The 15,673-nt window shown below is 71.0% G+C and carries 13 protein-coding genes and 1 riboswitch; of the genes, 5 read left to right on the top strand and 8 right to left on the bottom strand.

Annotated elements, in window-relative coordinates; genetic code table 11:
- Positions 1-82: 82 nt before the first annotated feature.
- A complete protein-coding gene (locus tag FKD65_RS21980; protein WP_141579272.1) occupies positions 83-685 on the top strand; it encodes a rhomboid family intramembrane serine protease in 603 nt (200 codons plus the stop codon).
- Between the two features lie 193 nt (positions 686-878).
- Positions 879-1,331, top strand: coding sequence for a hypothetical protein (locus tag FKD65_RS21975; RefSeq protein ID WP_141579271.1), 453 nt, complete (start codon positions 879-881; stop codon positions 1,329-1,331).
- A gap of 119 nt (positions 1,332-1,450) precedes the next feature.
- Here FKD65_RS21975 and FKD65_RS21970 read toward each other — a convergent pair whose 3' ends face one another.
- The 5 genes from FKD65_RS21970 to FKD65_RS21950 all read right to left on the bottom strand — a co-directional run bounded on the left by FKD65_RS21970 (position 1,451) and on the right by FKD65_RS21950 (position 6,640).
- Positions 1,451-2,209: an SDR family oxidoreductase gene (locus tag FKD65_RS21970; protein ID WP_141579270.1), complete on the bottom strand. Its 759-nt coding sequence runs from the start codon at positions 2,207-2,209 to the stop codon at positions 1,451-1,453.
- 119 nt (positions 2,210-2,328) lie between these two features.
- Positions 2,329-3,786 (bottom strand): hypothetical protein, encoded by a 1,458-nt coding sequence (locus FKD65_RS21965; RefSeq protein ID WP_141579269.1) that lies wholly within the window; start codon positions 3,784-3,786, stop codon positions 2,329-2,331.
- A gap of 93 nt (positions 3,787-3,879) precedes the next feature.
- The gene (locus tag FKD65_RS21960) at positions 3,880-4,665 is read right to left on the bottom strand and encodes a sporulation protein (RefSeq protein ID WP_141579268.1); all 786 of its coding nucleotides are present in this window, start codon (positions 4,663-4,665) and stop codon (positions 3,880-3,882) included.
- A gap of 164 nt (positions 4,666-4,829) precedes the next feature.
- Complete coding sequence (locus FKD65_RS21955; RefSeq protein WP_141579267.1) at positions 4,830-5,156, bottom strand: multidrug efflux SMR transporter; 327 nt, start codon at positions 5,154-5,156, stop codon at positions 4,830-4,832.
- Positions 5,157-5,189: 33 nt separating this feature from the next.
- Positions 5,190-5,259, bottom strand: a riboswitch (guanidine-III (ykkC-III) riboswitch).
- A 43-nt stretch (positions 5,260-5,302) separates the two neighbouring features.
- Positions 5,303-6,640, bottom strand: coding sequence for a UDP-glucose/GDP-mannose dehydrogenase family protein (locus tag FKD65_RS21950; RefSeq protein WP_141579266.1), 1,338 nt, complete (start codon positions 6,638-6,640; stop codon positions 5,303-5,305).
- A gap of 279 nt (positions 6,641-6,919) precedes the next feature.
- Between FKD65_RS21950 and FKD65_RS21945 the strand changes: the two genes are divergently transcribed.
- Positions 6,920-8,755, top strand: a complete 1,836-nt coding sequence (locus tag FKD65_RS21945) for an acyl-CoA dehydrogenase (protein WP_141579265.1) — start codon at positions 6,920-6,922, stop codon at positions 8,753-8,755.
- A 78-nt stretch (positions 8,756-8,833) separates the two neighbouring features.
- Here FKD65_RS21945 and FKD65_RS21940 read toward each other — a convergent pair whose 3' ends face one another.
- Positions 8,834-10,108 (bottom strand): barstar family protein, encoded by a 1,275-nt coding sequence (locus FKD65_RS21940; RefSeq protein ID WP_205718762.1) that lies wholly within the window; start codon positions 10,106-10,108, stop codon positions 8,834-8,836.
- Between the two features lie 155 nt (positions 10,109-10,263).
- Here FKD65_RS21940 and FKD65_RS21935 point away from each other — a divergent pair, with 155 nt between their 5' ends.
- Positions 10,264-10,917, top strand: a complete 654-nt coding sequence (locus FKD65_RS21935) for a TetR/AcrR family transcriptional regulator (protein WP_240810280.1) — start codon at positions 10,264-10,266, stop codon at positions 10,915-10,917.
- Between the two features lie 132 nt (positions 10,918-11,049).
- Positions 11,050-12,567 (top strand): hypothetical protein, encoded by a 1,518-nt coding sequence (locus tag FKD65_RS44345; RefSeq protein ID WP_168221141.1) that lies wholly within the window; start codon positions 11,050-11,052, stop codon positions 12,565-12,567.
- Between the two features lie 91 nt (positions 12,568-12,658).
- Here the strand turns inward: FKD65_RS44345 and FKD65_RS21925 are convergent, their stop codons facing one another.
- Complete coding sequence (locus FKD65_RS21925; RefSeq protein WP_168221140.1) at positions 12,659-13,423, bottom strand: DUF981 family protein; 765 nt, start codon at positions 13,421-13,423, stop codon at positions 12,659-12,661.
- A gap of 834 nt (positions 13,424-14,257) precedes the next feature.
- The gene (locus FKD65_RS21920; protein ID WP_240810279.1) at positions 14,258-15,673 is read right to left on the bottom strand and encodes a dihydrolipoamide acetyltransferase family protein; all 1,416 of its coding nucleotides are present in this window, start codon (positions 15,671-15,673) and stop codon (positions 14,258-14,260) included.

The following is a 15,673-nucleotide window of genomic DNA, read 5'->3' as shown; positions in this document are numbered from 1 at the left end:
GCCCGCCGGAAGGCCGTCGGCACCTTCCGGCCGTCCCGCTCGTTGTGGGGTTCAGGGACGTACAGACTTTACGGTGGCTGACATGAGCTATACCCCCGACCGGCAGCGTTCCGAGGGGCTGGCGAAGCACGGCTTCCGCGCCCTGTCCTCCGCGGTGCTGATCCTCACGGTGACCGCCGCGATGTGGGTGCTGGAGGCGTTCGACTACACCACGAACGGGTGGCTCGACCGCTTCGGGATCCAGCCGCGCGACGTGGACGACCTCCCCGACATCTTCACCGCGCCGTTCATGCACGCGGGCTTCGGGCACCTGATGGCCAACACGGTCCCGTTCCTGATCCTCGGGTTCGTCGCGGCGGCGCGTGGCGTCGCGAAGTTCCTGGCCGCCAGCCTGATCATCATCGTGGTCGGCGGGCTCGGGGTGTGGTTCCTCAGCTCGGCCAACACCCTCGGGTCCAGCATCCTGATCTTCGGGTTCTTCGGCTACCTGGTGGGACGCGGGGTCTTCGAGCGGCGGCTGCCCGACATCGCCATCGCGGTCGCGGTCGTCGCCGTGTACGGGACGATGCTGCTCGGCGTCCTCCCGAGCGACCCCACCATCTCCTGGCAGGGCCACCTGTTCGGGCTGCTGGGCGGCGTCCTCGCGTCCTGGTTCCTGCGCCGCGGCAAGATCGAGGCGACCTGAGGAACGGGGCGCCCCGGGGAGCGTTCGGCGGGTTGTCCCGAATTTGCCGCTAAAGGCTTTTTGTTGCGAATAGATGAAAAACTGGCGACTCCATTGTTTTGTCGTCTGCATGGCTCTTCTTGATCTTCGTCGGGTATCGGTCCCCCGAGGTGGGCGGCCGCGCCCACCAGGAGGAACGATCAGGGGGAGAAGCATGGTTGCGCGAAGAGTGATGGCGGTGGCCGCCGCGGGGGCGGCCGCAGGAGCGTTCGCCGTGTTCGGGTCGGGGACGGCGGAGGCGCGGGCCGACGTCCAGCTCTGCGAGTATCTCGTCACGGCGCCGCACGGACTCAACGTCCACGAGCTGCCGAATGTGCACTCGAAGGTCGTGGGCGTGCTGAAGTACCACCAGAAGCCGTGGGCCGACTGCAAGAAGACGGGCTATACCGAGATCCGCGGCAACGTCCCGGTCCAGCTCCGGCACGGTTTCATCGACGTCAAGTACCTGCGCAAGCTCCGCGTCATCCCCACCGACGGCGTGAAGGCGGGTGCGGGCGGCGCCTCCACCGGCACGGACTCCGCGCTCGTCGCGGCGGGACTGGCGACGGTCCTCGCGGGTGGCGGGCTGACGCTCGCGGCACGGCGGCGGGCGACCGGCCCCGCCTGACGCCCGCCCGGTGCGACCGGAGGAGCGGCGGCGGCGGGTTCATCCCCGGCCGCAGCCGGTGCGGGGGTCCGGGCGCGGCGAACGGCGGCCGCGTGGCCGTTCCGGCGGCGACGCGGCCGTCAGCGCCGCGATGGACCCGGCCGGACGGTGATGTCCGAGACCACGGCGTCCCGCGGCGTCTCCAGCGCGGCGACCAGCACGCGCGCGACGGTTCCCGGGGCCGCGAAGTCGTCCTCGGCGTAGGGGTGGCCCTCCTGGGCGCGGACGCTGCGCTGCATCTCCGTGGCCGTCCGCCCCGGGTAGACGGTCGTGACGCGCAGGGACGGCTCCTCCGCGCGCAGCGAGTCGGCCAGCGCGCGCAGGCCGGCCTTGCTCGCCGCGTACGCCGACCACTCGGGTTTGGCGCGCAGTCCGGCGGTGGAGTTGACGAACACGACGTGGCCCTCGGCGGCGCGCAGCGCGGGCAGCAGCAGCCGCGTCAGCTCCGCGGCCGACACCAGGTTGACCGACAGGTGCTCGATCCACTCGTCGGCCTCGGTGTCGGCGACCGTCCCGAGATGCACCATGCCCGCCGCGTGGACGACGCCGTCCAGCCGCGCGGGGATCCCGGCCTCCGCGAGCGACGCCTCGATGCGGCGCGGCCCGGTCAGGTCGAGCGGGATCGTGCCGATGGTCGCCGCGCGCGGCGGCGAGGCGACCGCTCCCCGGTTGATGACCTGCGTGGCCGCGTGCGCGCCCCCGCGCAGCGTCGCGGCGAGACGGTCGAGGCGCTCGGGGGAGCGGCCGGTGAGGAGGAGGTCGTGCCCGCGCTCGCGCAGCAGCTCCGCCACCGCCGTGCCGATGCCGCCCGTCGCCCCCGTGATCAGATACGTGCCCATGGCGTCCCATTCTCCTCGATCCCCTACCCCCCAATGACGTCCGGGGCGGCGCCCTGGTTCGGCGCGGACCCGCTTCGGGCGGGCGGCCCGCTGCGCCGGCCCCGGTCCCGGGCGGCGGCTCAGTTCGGGCGCAGCACCCGCGTCGCGCCGGCGATCAGGGCCGTCACCAGCACCCACCCCGTCGCGACGAGCCCGTACCCCACCCAGCGCGACCAGTTCACCGGGTCGTAGGAGAGCTGCTGGCCGAACGTGTCGAGCGGGATCAGCAGGTCCAGCGTGTAGATCAGCGCGTGGAAGGCGGGCAGCTCGTCCGGCGGCTTGACCGCACGGGGATGCTCGATCGAGAACACGGTCGTCCCTACGGCCAGCAGGGCGGCGAACCAGGCGAACGCCAGCCAGGGCCGGTAGCCGAACCCGACCGTCCAGTCGAGCACGTGGTTCCACGCGCGGGCGATCGGATGCAGCCCGCGGCGCCGCGCCCGCATCTTGGCGAGCTGGACCTTCCGGGCCAGATCGTCGTGGCCGATGCCGTGGTACCAGCCGGCGAGCTGCTCGTACGGCTGGAGGTGGAACTCCTTGTCCCGCGAGACCCAGCTGAGGCGGTCCTTGAACTCGGCGCCGCGCAGCGTCTGGTACGCCAGGCCGTTCAGGTACAGCTCGTCCGGCCAGATGTCCGGATGGTCCATGATCAGGTCGATCCTGGAGTACGACAGCGACACCCGGCCCTTGATCTTCTCCGCCGGCCACAGCATCAGCTCGTCGGCCTGCAGATGGCTCGCGTGCAGCGCCATCCGCGCCGGGTCGCCGGAGTCGAGGCGGCCCCGCGAGAACGACAGGATGCCGTTGACGCGGGCGCTGCGCAGCCGGACGGTGCCGAGCGTGCTGAACCCGTGGCTCAGCTCGGCGGTGTCCTCGACGACCATGTTCTGCGCGTCCAGGGCGATGCGGCCGGGGTTGGTGAGCGTGGTGCGCTCCATGAAGAGCCCGCCGTTCATCCGCGCGCCGACGAACCGCACGCCGCCGGTGATCTCGGCGTCCCTGATGAACGCTCCGGCGTCCACGACGAGCGCGCCGCCGGAGACCGCCCACTTCTCCGGCGCGGACGAGGTGACCCGCGTCCCGTTCATCCGCAGGCCGCCGAGGATCTGCGCCCGGGGCAGCCGGACCTCGCCCTCGATCTCGGAGCCGGACAGGCTGAGGAAGCCGTCCGCGCGCAGGCCGCCGCCGTCGAAGCCGGGCATCCGGCAGCCGGAGAACCGGAGCTGGCGCGTCTCGGCGTTGGCGAACGCGGGCTCCTCGACGAGCCGGCAGTTCTCCAGGAGCAGTTCGGCCTCGACGCCGCCTCCCGACACGTCGAGCCGTCCGGTGACGTAGGCGCCGCGGAGCCGGACGGCCGCGACCGCGCCGGGGCGGGCCTCGCACTCGCCGAGCAGCAGCCGCGTGATGATCTCGGCGCGCACGATGCGGTCGGGCAGCGGGCCGGCCGGGCGGTCGTCACCGAGGACGACGGCCGAACCGGTGGGGAACGCCGTCCAGAGGCGCCGTTCCGCGTCGTTCAGTCCGGGGGGCTGGGGCACGGGACCTCTTTCTACGCGGAGATCCCCTCCGCGATCAACATCGCGGAGGGGATCCCCGTGGACTGCCGGACGGCGGCCGGCACCGGACGGCGGTTAGAAGAAGCCCCGCCGGCGCCCGGCCTCCCGCAGGAAGCCGTCGAGCTGCTGCTCCCAGTTGGTGTGCTCGACCGTCGCGTAGTCGACCGTGAACCGGCTGAACGCGTCATGGCCTTCGGTGAACACCCCGCCGCGCTTGTCGAGCTCCAGCACGACCTCCATCGACTGCGGGTAGGACACGAACGTCACTTCGAGCTGCTTGATGCCGCGCGCGTACTGCCCCGGCGGGTAGAACTCGATCTCCTGGTAGAAGGGCAGCTCCTGGTGCACGCCCCAGATGCGGCCCTTCTCGCAGTCCGCGTTGCGGAACTGGAAGCCGAGGTTGGAGAACGCGACCAGGATGCGCTCCTGCGCGGGCAGCGGGTGGACGACGATGGGGTCGAGGTCGCCCGGGTCGACCGCGCCCGCGACCTCCAGCTCCGTCGCGAGCCCGACCGTCGTGCCGTGCAGAGGACGCCCGTACATGTGCGTGAGCGGCGCCTCCCACGGGATCGGGAACTGGAACGGGATGCTGTGCCGCGCGCCCTCCTGGAGGCTGAACCCGCCCGCGACCGGCATCTTGGAGTACTCCAGGTTGGAGGTGTACTCGTTGTCGCCCGACTCGACCTCCACCCGGGTGCGCAGGGCGAGGTTCACCGCCTTGATGTCGCTGTTGAACTGGCCTCCGATGATGGCGATCTCGCCGGTGACGACGCCGCCGGGCGTGGTGTTGGGGTCGTGCAGAACCGTCTCGATCGATGGACCGCCGATGCCCATCGCCTGGCGCAGCTTCTTGAAGACCAAGGTCCGTCCCTCCCGTGTTCGAGCGACTCCCCGCGCTCTCTTCGTCCCATAGACGCTGTTACGGGAGATTACGTTCCTGGGAACTTTCCTGACCTGCGAAATCGATGGCCGCACCTGGCCGCGGGGGTGCCCGCGGCCAGGTGATCAACGGGCGGCGGGCGCCGTCAGTGGCTTCCGCCCCCGGCCAGGTTCAGGCCGACGACCCCGAGGACGATGAACGCGAGCGCGACGATCCGCGCCGCGGAGACCTCGTCGCCCATGACGAGCATGCCGAGCGCCGCCGTCCCGACCGCGCCGATGCCGACCCAGACGGCGTAGGCGGTGCCGACCTCCAGGTGCTTCAGCGCGACGGTGAGCAGGCCGAAGCTCGCCACGGCGAACACGAGGAACCCCGCCGACTCCAGCGGCTGGGTGAAGCCCTTGCTGGCCTTCAGGCACAGGGCCATGGCGACCTCGAAGAGGCCGGCGACGATGACGAGGATCCAGGCCATGGTGGCACTCCCGGAAAACGAGACGACTGCTGTCACGCGCCGTCTTCGCGTTCCGGGTACGGCGCACCTCGTCCGGGAGAGACCGCCCGTGCCCGGACGCGGCCCTCAGTCGCTGAACGGCTCCCCGGCGCGGGATGTTCCCCCGGCTACGACCGGCCGAGGGCGCGGTACTCCCAGCCCGCCGCGCGCCACTGCGCGGCGTCGAGCGCGTGCCGGCCGTCCACGACCCGTTTGTGCCGGACGATCCCGGCCAGCGCCTCCGGGTCGACCTCCCGGAAGTCCGACCACTCGGTCAGCAGGACGACGACGTCGGCGTCCCGCGCCACGTCGAACGCGCTCTCGCCGTAGGTCAGCTCGGGGAACGCCCGGCGGGCGTTGCCGAGGGCGACCGGGTCGTAGACGCGCACGTCCCCGCCGAGGCCGTGGATGGTGCGCGCCACGTCCAGCGCGGGCGCGTCCCGGATGTCGTCGGAGTTCGGCTTGAACGCGGCGCCCCAGGCGGCGACGCGCCTGCCGGCGAAGTCGCCGCCGAGCAGCTCCCGGACGAGGTCGACGGTGCGGGCCCTGCGCCGCCGGTTGATGTCGTCCACCTCGCGCAGGAACGACACGGCCTGGCCGACGCCGATCTCCTCGGCGCGGTGCGCGAACGCCCGGATGTCCTTCGGCAGGCAGCCGCCGCCGAACCCGAGGCCCGGCCGCAGGAACTTGCCGCCGATCCGGTCGTCCAGCGCGAGCGAGTCGGCGAGGTCCTTGACGTCGGCGCCGACCGCCTCGCAGACCTCGGCCATCGCGTTGATGTAGGAGATCTTGGTGGCGAGGAAGGAGTTGGCCGCGACCTTGACCAGCTCCGCGGTCGCGAGGTCCGTGCGGATCACCGGCGTGCCGAGGTCGAGGACGGGCTTGAACGCCGCCCGCAGCCGCTCGTGCGCCCAGTCGGACGCGACGCCGAACACCAGCCGGTCGGGGCGCAGGGTGTCGTCCACGGCGAAGCCCTCGCGCAGGAACTCGGGGTTCCAGGCCAGCTCGACGTCGGTCCCGGCCGGCGCCAGCTCCTGCACCAGGCCGGTGAGGCGCGCGGCCGTCCCGACCGGGACGGTGGACTTGCCGACGACGAGGGACCTGCGGCGCAGGTGCGGTGCCAGGGAGCGGACGGCTGCGTCGACGTAGGTCAGGTCGGCGGCGTCCGAACCGGCCTGCTGGGGCGTCCCCACGCAGACGAAATGGACGTCCCCGAACTCGCCCGCCTCCGCGAAGGAGGTGGTGAACCGGAGCCGGCCAGAGTCGAGCGCCTTCGTCAGCAGCTCCGGCAGCCCGGGTTCGAAGATCGGGACCTCGCCGGACGCCAGCCGCTCGATCTTGTGCCGGTCGACGTCCACGCCGAGGACCTCGTAGCCCAGCACGGCCATGCAGACCGCATGCGTGGCGCCGAGGTAGCCGGTCCCGATGACGGTCAGCCTCGGGACGGCCTCCTCCTCCTGCTTCATACGCACCTCCTCGTGCGCCGGGGTGAATTCGCGCCCGCCTGATCTTGCCACCCCTCGCGCGCGGGCCGTAGGCGGGTCGTTGATCCGTGGGGCCCCGGAGACGCTCCGTGACTTCGGTCACGCGGGGGGCGCGAGCGTGGTATCGATGTGGCCTGCCTCCCCCGAAACCGCACGAATGGGGTGGTTGTCAGTGGTTACCAGCGGGTAGCATGATGTTGAGTTACTGACCAGTACGCAGCGGGGCCGCCTGGTCGCCGCCGGAACCAGACGGAGTCTCGAATGGGGCACTACAAGAGCAACCTCCGGGACCTGGAGTTCAACCTCTTCGAGGTGTTCAGGCGCCAGGACCTCCTCGGCAGCGGCCCGTACGCCGAACTGGACGAGGACACCGTGCGCAGCATCCTCGACGAGGTGAACCGGCTGGCCGAGGGCCCGCTCGCCGCCTCCTTCGAGGACGCGGACCGCAACCCGCCGGTCTTCGACCCGGCCTCCGGCACCGTCACGATGCCGGAGGGCTTCAAGAAGTCGTTCAAGGCGTGGATGGACGCCGAGTGGTACCGGCTGGACCTCGCCCCCGAGTTCGGCGGCAGCGGCGCGCCGCGCTCGCTCACCTGGGCGGTCGCCGAGCAGGTGCTGGGCGCCAACCCGGCCGTCTACATGTTCGCCTCCGGCCCCGGTTTCGCGCAGATCCTCTGGTACATCGGCACGCCGGAGCAGAAGAAGTTCGCCGAACTGGCCCTCGAGCGGCAGTGGGGCGCCACGATGGTGCTGACCGAGCCGGACGCCGGCTCGGACGTCGGCGCCGGGCGCGCCAAGGCCGTCCAGCAGCCCGACGGCACCTGGCACATCGAGGGCGTCAAGCGCTTCATCACCTCGGCCGAGCACGACATGTCCGAGAACATCTTCCACCTGGTGCTGGCCCGCCCCGAGGGCGCCGGACCCGGCACCAAGGGCCTGTCGATGTTCCTCGTCCCCAAGTACCTGGTGGACGTGGAGACCGGTGAGCTCGGCGAGCGCAACGGCGCCTACGTGACGGGCGTCGAGAAGAAGATGGGCCTCAAGGTCTCCACGACCTGCGAGCTGACCTTCGGCGAGAAGCACCCGGCGGTCGGCTACCTGGTCGGCGACGTCCACCAGGGCATCCGGCAGATGTTCCTCGTCATCGAGTACGCCCGGATGATGGTCGGCACCAAGGCCATCGCGACCCTCTCGACCGGCTACCTGAACGCGCTGGAGTACGCGAAGGAGCGCGTGCAGGGTGCGGACATGACGCAGATGACGGACAAGACCGCTCCGCGGGTGACCATCACCCACCACCCGGACGTCCGGCGCAGCCTCATGACGCAGAAGGCCTACGCCGAGGGCATGCGCGCTCTCGTGCTGCTCACCGCGTCCTACCAGGACGCCGTGCAGGTCGCGGAGTTCGAGGGCCGCAAGGACGAGACGGCCGAGAAGGTCAACGACCTGCTGCTGCCGATCGTGAAGGGCTTCGGCTCCGAGCGGGCCTACGCGCTGCTCGGCGCGGAGTCGCTGCAGACGCTCGGCGGGTCCGGCTTCCTGCAGGAGTACCCGATCGAGCAGTACATCCGCGACTCCAAGATCGACACCCTCTACGAGGGCACCACCGCGATCCAGGGCCAGGACCTGTTCTTCCGCAAGATCCTGCGGGACAACGGCGAGGCGCTGAAGGTGCTCGCCGGGCAGATCCGGGAGTTCGCCGAGTCCGAGGCCGGCAACGGCCGCCTCAAGAACGAGCGCGCGCTGCTCGGCCGGGCCCTCGACGACGTGCAGGGCATCCTCGACCCGATGGTCGGCTGGGCGCTCGGCTCGATGGAGAACCCGAAGGAGCTCTACAAGGTCGGGCTGAACTCCTCCCGCCTGCTCCTCGCCCTCGGCGACCTGATCGTCGGCTGGCTCCTGTGCCGCCAGGCGGAGGTCGCCCTGAACAAGCTCGGCGGCGGCGACGTCTCCGGCTCGGACAAGGCGTTCTACACCGGCAAGGTCGCGGCCGCGCAGTTCTTCTGCCAGACCGTCCTGCCCCGCCTCGCCTCCGACCGCGCCATCACCGAGTCCACCACCCTCGATGTCATGGACCTCCCCGAAGACGCGTTCTAGCCGGCCCGCGACAGGCCCCCGCCGGACTCCGGCGGGGGCCTGTCCGTTCAGTTCGGTTCGCCCGGGTCGGGAAGCGCCTCAGCGCAGGTCGATGTCGATGCCGCGTTCGGCGAGGAGCCCCAGAAGGACGTCGAGGGTCACCGCCGGCGCATGCCGGCGGCGGTCGTAGCCGGCGACGAGGTGCCGGCGGGCCACCGCCGAGTCGTGCCAGACCAGCCGGAAGGGAGCCGTGGCGCCGTACTTCCCGCACAGGCAGTCGGCGAGGCCGTCCAGGTTCCAGCCGAAATAGCCGCCCGGGCCGTTGATCGCCTCACCGAGGGCGCAGTAGAAGCCCTCGATGTCGGTGACGAAGCGGCCGTCGAGGTGAAAGGCGGTTCCCGCCGGCTGGTCGGGGGTGTTCCGGCGAGCCAGATGGGCCAGCGCCACGCCGGTCCACTCGTGTCGCAGCGTCCGGTCGTAACGCGCCCACAGGTTGCGTTCGGTGGGCCGACCGGTGAACCACCGGTCCAGGATGCCGCGGGTTCCGGCAGGGCACGGTTCACGTGCGTCGCTGGCGATGGTGACGTCGAGGAGGTCGCGGTCGAGCCGGGACGGGCTGCTCGACAGGACCGTGCCGGACACGATCCCGTAGGTCAGACCTACCGCTGAACCGTCGGCGGCGACGGCGCCCACGTGCGCCCCCACTCGGCGGCGGCGCAGGCCGGCCTTCGTCGTCTGGTGTACCGCCGCGATCGCGGTCAGCAGCGGTGGCTCGGGTCGGCAACCGACCAGGGTGACGAGCGGCACCGGCGGCGCGGCGGGTTCACGGAACACGCCGGTGACGTCGGCACAGACACCGCAGGACGCGCCGTCCGGACCGCTCAGCACGAATTCGGTGACGTCATCGGGACGGGCGACTCCGTCGGTACGGTCGTACACATCGACCAGGCCCTCCAGGTCGATGTCGAGCCGTTCCGGGGAGGTTCGCGACGGCCGGTGGCCGAGGACGGTCACGTCCAGCAACCGCTCCCCGATCCATCCGCGCCGTGCCGCGGGCTGGTCGGGGGCTGCCGACAGCCAGAGATCGTCCAGCCACGCCCGTTCGGGCTCTGCGGCGTGGGAGGCCATGGAGTCGAGCACCGAGGCGAGTGCGCCGTCCGGCACGCAGCCCAGAAGGGTGAAGCGTTCCCGCGGCCGAGGTGGCAGATCGACGAACAACCCGTCTATGTCGGCGCACAACGCCACGGCATCATCGCCGGGATCCTGCGGAGAGCCGGTGTATCCGACGAGCAGCCAACGCGGCGGAAGCCCTGAGTCCCACGTCCACCGCCGCTCCCACGGATCGTCGGCTCGGCCGAGATGGTCGGTCAACACCCGCCCGAACGTACTGCAGGGCTGACGCCGTCTCCAGCCCGCGGCCTGCCGGAGAGCGATCGCCAGGTCGCGGAGGCCGCCCATGGCGCCGCCTTTGCCCGGTGATCGAGATCTGATCACGTTCCGGTGTGGAAGCGGCACCTAGAGTGATCGGAGTGGACGAGGAGTCGGAGCGGGAGCGCATCATCCAGGCCGCTACCCGGATGTTCGCCGAACTGGGCTTCGACGGCACGAGCGGGAGCATGATCGCCGCGGCCGCCGGCGTGGATACCGCCGCCGTCATGGACCTGGCCGGCGGCACGCTGGCGCTGTACCACACCGTGATGGAGCGGGCCCACCTGGCGGAGCTGGCGATGCTCGAGGAGGCGTCCGCGTCCCTGCCCTCCTCGGCGCAGGGGGTGCACGATCTGGCGGACACCTACCTGGACTTCCATCTCGCACATCCCCACATCGCCCGCCTGTGGCTGCACCGGTGGTCGGGAGACGCCGCCGGCAGCGCCGATCTGGAGTTGAGCTACGAACGGCCGCTGACCAACATGGTCGCCGACGCGACACGGCCGCTGCTGCCGCCCGACGTCGACGTGGATTACATGCTGTGGACCCTGGTGTGGGCGATGACGGGGTTCGTCACCTACGGCGTCCCCACCCACGGAGGCCGGCCCACGACCTGGCGCGACATCGCTCCGCTGCCCGACGGCTGTCGCAGCAACCTGAATCCCGAGACGGTCGAGCGCTTCCGCTCCCACCTGCACACATTGATCGGCCGAGTCCTGCGGGACCCCGGCCCGCCGTCCGCCGCGACGTCGTAACGGTCGCGCCCAGGCTCGGGCCCGCGTTCCAGCGGAGATGTCCCGCGGCCCTTGCCGGGTCCTGGCGGGGGGTGTCGCGGTTGACTACTGTTGCCCGGGTCCCTCGCCCGTCCCCTCCCGACCGGATGAACGATGCGTGCGCTGCCCCTCGCCGTCCCTCTCGCCGGCCTGCTGCTCGCGGCCGGATGCGCCGATGCCGACCGGGCGGAGAAGGTCGCTCCGCCCACCGTGCGGGCGGGCGGTGCCAGTCCGGCTGCGGAGCCGGCGGCCGCGTTCTCCAAGGAGGGCTGGTTCGGCGGGGCGGACGGCCTGCACGCGCGCGTGGACATCAAGAGCGTCGAGCGGCAGGCCGCCAAGTCCGTGCTGCGCTACAGCGTGACCTCGCTGGACTCCTCGGTGAAGTCGGTTCCGATGGAGCTCGCACTCCTCGACACCGCGGGGCGCCGGCTCTACAAGCCGACCGGCACCACCAGCGGCTCCGGCTTCAGGCCCGGCACGACCCGGGAGATGGCCGCCGAGTACCCGCCGATCCCGGAGACCGTCCAGAAGGTCACCGCGATCACGCCGGGGACGGCCGGGGAGTTCACCGGCATCCCGGTGACCGCCGCGTCCGCCGGGCCCTCGGCGACGCCGTCCCTGTCGTCCGCGCCGCCGAGCGGCTCGGTGCCGTCGGCTTCGGCCTCCCCCTCGTCCCCGTCGTCCCCCTCGTCCTCGTCTTCTCCGTCGGTCGGGGCCGAGCCGGAGGTCGGGGCCCAGCCGTTCATGGCGGGCGCCCCGTCACCGATCACGACCTCCCCCACGCCCACGGCGTCGGGCTCGCCCTCCACGACCGCGCCGGGTGGGAACCCCGTCGACCTCTACGACATCGTCGAGGAGGAGAACCGGACCGTCGCGTCGAACGGTTCGAGCGCCACGGTCAGCCTGACAAGCGACACCCTGTTCGAGAGCGGCTCGGCCAAGCTGAAGAGCGGGGCCAAGGCCGTCCTGGACGGGGTCTCTCAGCAGATCAAGGGGCAGGCGTCCGGCGCGCTGACGTTGGTGGCGAACGCCAGTGACGCCAAGGTGTCCGGAGACCGGGCCCAGGCACTCCTGAACGAGATGAAGACCAGGCTCGGCGCCGGTTTCACCTACACGGCGAACGGGCGGCAGGACGGTGACGGCGTCGACTTCACCTACCAGCTCAAGTCGACCTCGCAGGTCTCCACCCCACCGGCATCCTTCCGTGCGCAGGACGGGCAGAACGTGGTGACCCGCACGGCCCCGTTCGGCGCCGCCAAGAGGCGCCTTGAGGTCAAGCCCTTCTACCGGGACGGCGCCTACATCGTCGCCGTGTTCGACATCGTGAACGAGGGTCCCGGGACCACGCCGCCGGACGCGTCCTACCCGAACCCGAGCTATCCGGGCGGGGTGTTCGGATCGTTCTCGGTCCAGGTTCCGGGCAAGAAGGACGTCTACCGCGCCGTCCGCGTCGGCCCTCCGACGCCGGGCCGTCCCACCGACTACATCGATCCCGGACGGGCCGTCTTCCGCACGGCGGTCGGCGAGCCCGTCCGAGGTTTCGTCTACCTCCCGGCGCCGCCCGGCAAGGTCACCTCCGTGACCTTCAACGCCGGCCCCTTCGGCAAGGTCGACAAGGTCCCCGTCTCCTAGCGATGGGCCACGCGGGGCCGGCTCCGGGCCGGGCCCCCGCGGGTCTGCCGACGCCCTCAGCGGGCTCCAGGCGGGCGAACCAGGCTGGTCGCTAGTAGTTGTACTTCCACTTGGCGCAGTTCTCCATGGTTCCCTGCACGCACTTGTTGATCATCAATCCCGGATGGGTGTACTCGTTCAGCGTGCTGAAGACCAGGAAGAACAGACCGGTCGCGAAGAACAGCGTGATGACGACCGCCGCGATGCGGCCGCCGAGATCACGAACAGCGCCGATGAGAAGGATCGTGGCGATGCCGGCGAGTGCGTAGACCAGGCCGAAGGAGTTGTTCTCGATCCACGCGATGTGCCCGAGTCGCCCGGTGATGGGCTCCGACGCGGGCGCGCCCCCCACCAGATTGAACCGGACGATGGCGGCGGCGTTGCCCAGCAGGTTGAGGCCGGCGGCCAGGACCAGCAGATACACCGGAGAGAAGGTTCCGCGCGTCGTCGCCGTGAACCGGTAGAGCTCGGTCTCCCCCCGCTTGGCGCCCGTCGGCTCCTGCAGCGTGTCGCCGTGCGCCCAGAGGTAGAACGCGGCGGCACCGAGCAGGACGCCGAACCAGAACAGCGGTCCGCCGAACACCATGTTGATCTCGGGCTTGGCCGTGAACGGGCCGGTGGTGATGGCGTCCCAGCTCAAAGAGGTCAGGACGAGGGAGCCGACGCCGAACGTCAGCGCCCATCCCCTGGCCCAGAGCCGGTCGCCGCGTCGTGCCAGGAAGAGGAACACGGCCAGCGCGATGAGGGACGCTCCTGCGGCCTCGCCCATGATCGTGTTGTGCATGATCATCGGTTCGGCCGCCTCTGGCTGCGCCATTACCGGTACATGCCTGCTCAATGAGTCCAAGGGGTGTCTCCCTCTCTGAGGATCTCGGTTTTGGGCGCGCGGAACTCGGTTCCTCGCACCATGGATTCTTTGCTGGGAAGTGCGCGGCCGTGAGCCGCGGTCATCCGGCGGCTCGGAAAGCGCCATGTGCCGGCGGGTGCCCGCAGGCCGCCATTCAGAACCGCTGCGGAGTCGCTGCCGCGGGTTTCCACCTAATCGGCGTCGCGGCTCGACCCCAGCGGTGCCTTGTATCGCTCGCGGGAAGGATCGGACCTTCCTGGAGCGACCGGTTACGGGGGGAACCGTCCTGTGAGCCTTGAGGCTCGGTTATGAGAATGCGGGCGTCAGCTCTTCGATTGCCGAAATGTGAGCCGGCACCTACCGGCCGCGACGTAACGTCCAGCGGACGGTGGAGACCGAGTGGTCAGAGTCGACGCGGGTCATGTTCGGCCGCCGCCCGGAACGGCGGAAGCCCAATGCCATGGCCGGCTGGAACCGGGTGCGTAGGCGGGCGATCGCAGACAGTCAGTCGTCATGTTCGGCGATCAGGTGGGGAACCTGGGATCCGCTTCTGGAGAGTCCCACGTGTCCTTTCTTCCCGTTCGTTCGATCTTGGGGGTTTTATGTAGCTGGCGAGCCTAGCGGGAAGGGTGACCAGGGGCAATGGCTGAAACCCCTGGGATTTGCTGGAAAAGGGAGAACTCTTCGCCGGCGCGACGCAGTCATCTCGATCGCGCCGGCCGGGGACGGAACGGGGCCGGTGCCGTTCTCCCGGCACCGGCCCCTTCGGTTCCTGCCCGTCACCCGGCGGCGACGACCCGGCGGCTACGACCAGGCGAGCATGCGGATCGGGTCCTCGAGCATGTCTCCGACGTCGCGCAGGACGCGGGAGCCGAGTTCGCCGTCCACGATGCGGTGGTCGAACGAGAGCGCCAGGGTGGTCACCTTGCGGATCGCCAGTTCGCCCTCGTGGACCCATGGCATGTCCCTGACCTGGCCGAACGCCAGGATCGCGGACTCGCCCGGGGTGAGGATCGGGGTCCCGGTGTCCACCCCGAACACCCCGACGTTGGTGATCGTGATCGTCCCGTCGGACAGGTCGGCGGGGGACGCCTTGCCCGCGCGCGCTTTGGCCGCCAGCTCGTTGAGGGCGCGCGCGAGGCCCGGCAGGTCGAGGTCCTGCGCGTCCTTCACCTTGGGAACGATCAGGCCGCGCTCGGTGGCCGCCGCGATCCCCAGGTTCACGTAGCGCTTGACGACGATCTCGGCGCCGTTCTGGCCGTCCACCCACGTGGAGTTCACCATCGGGTTGCGCGCCACGGCGGTGAGCAGCGCGCGCGCCACCAGCAGGAGCGGCGACACCTTCACGTCCGCGAACTCGGGCAGCTCGCGGAGCCGCTTGACGGTCTGCATGGTCCGCGTCACGTCCACCTGGAGGAACTCGGTGACGTGCGGGGCGGTGAACGCCGAACCGGACGTCGCCGCCGCGGTCGCTTTGCGGACGCCCTTGACCGGGATCCGCTCCTCGCGCGGGCCCGCCTGGACGGGAGCCGCGGCGGGAGCCTCAGCCCCGGCCTGCGCGGCGAGGACGTCCTCGCGGGTGATGGAGCCCTGCGGGCCGGACCCCGTGATGGACGTGAGGTCCACCCCCAGGTCCTTGGCCAGCTTCCGGACGGGCGGCTTGGCCAGCGGCAGTCCGTTCCCCGAAGGACTCGGGTGCGGCACAGGCGGCGCTTGTGGGGCGGGCGCTGGTGCCGGGGCCGGGGCCGGGGCCGCCGGGGCTGCGGACGCCGCGGGCGCCGTGCCGTTGGCGGACTTGCGGGGACGGCGCTTGGTCGTCCCTTCCTTCACGCCGTAGCCCACGAGGACGGGCGTGCGCTTGGGCGGCGCCTCAGGCGACACCATGCCCGGCTCGTTGACCGTGGGGACGCCCTCCTCGCGGAGCGCGGCCGCCTGGGCCGGGGGCTCGGACACCGGCGTCGCGACGCCGCCCTCGCCGCCGGCGTCCACGGCGATGATCGGGACCCCGACGTCCACGGTCTGCCCCTCGGTGACCATCAGCTCGGTCACCACGCCCTCGTAGGGGCAGGGCAGCTCCACGATCGCCTTCGCCGTCTCGATCTCGACGATGGTCTGGTTCACCTCGACGGTGTCGCCGGGCTGGACGTGCCACTTGACGATCTCGGCCTCGGTCAGGCCCTCGCCCACGTCCGGCAGTTTGAACAGTCTGGGCTGGCTCAC

It is taken from the genome of Actinomadura sp. WMMA1423 (genome assembly GCF_006547145.1).
Classification (GTDB): domain Bacteria; phylum Actinomycetota; class Actinomycetes; order Streptosporangiales; family Streptosporangiaceae; genus Spirillospora.
The sequence above is the reverse complement of the archived record's forward strand: the minus strand, read 5'-3'. Positions and strand labels throughout refer to the sequence as shown.

Coding starts and splice junctions, on each gene's coding strand:
- FKD65_RS21950 (WP_141579266.1), bottom strand. CDS start 6,640: ATGAAGCAGGAGGAGGAGGCCGTCCCGAGGCTGACCGTCATCGGGACC.
- FKD65_RS21945 (WP_141579265.1), top strand. CDS start 6,920: ATGGGGCACTACAAGAGCAACCTCCGGGACCTGGAGTTCAACCTCTTC.
- FKD65_RS21970 (WP_141579270.1), bottom strand. CDS start 2,209: ATGGGCACGTATCTGATCACGGGGGCGACGGGCGGCATCGGCACGGCG.
- FKD65_RS21955 (WP_141579267.1), bottom strand. CDS start 5,156: ATGGCCTGGATCCTCGTCATCGTCGCCGGCCTCTTCGAGGTCGCCATG.
- FKD65_RS44345 (WP_168221141.1), top strand. CDS start 11,050: ATGCGTGCGCTGCCCCTCGCCGTCCCTCTCGCCGGCCTGCTGCTCGCG.
- FKD65_RS21980 (WP_141579272.1), top strand. CDS start 83: ATGAGCTATACCCCCGACCGGCAGCGTTCCGAGGGGCTGGCGAAGCAC.
- FKD65_RS21925 (WP_168221140.1), bottom strand. CDS start 13,423: ATGGCGCAGCCAGAGGCGGCCGAACCGATGATCATGCACAACACGATC.
- FKD65_RS21975 (WP_141579271.1), top strand. CDS start 879: ATGGTTGCGCGAAGAGTGATGGCGGTGGCCGCCGCGGGGGCGGCCGCA.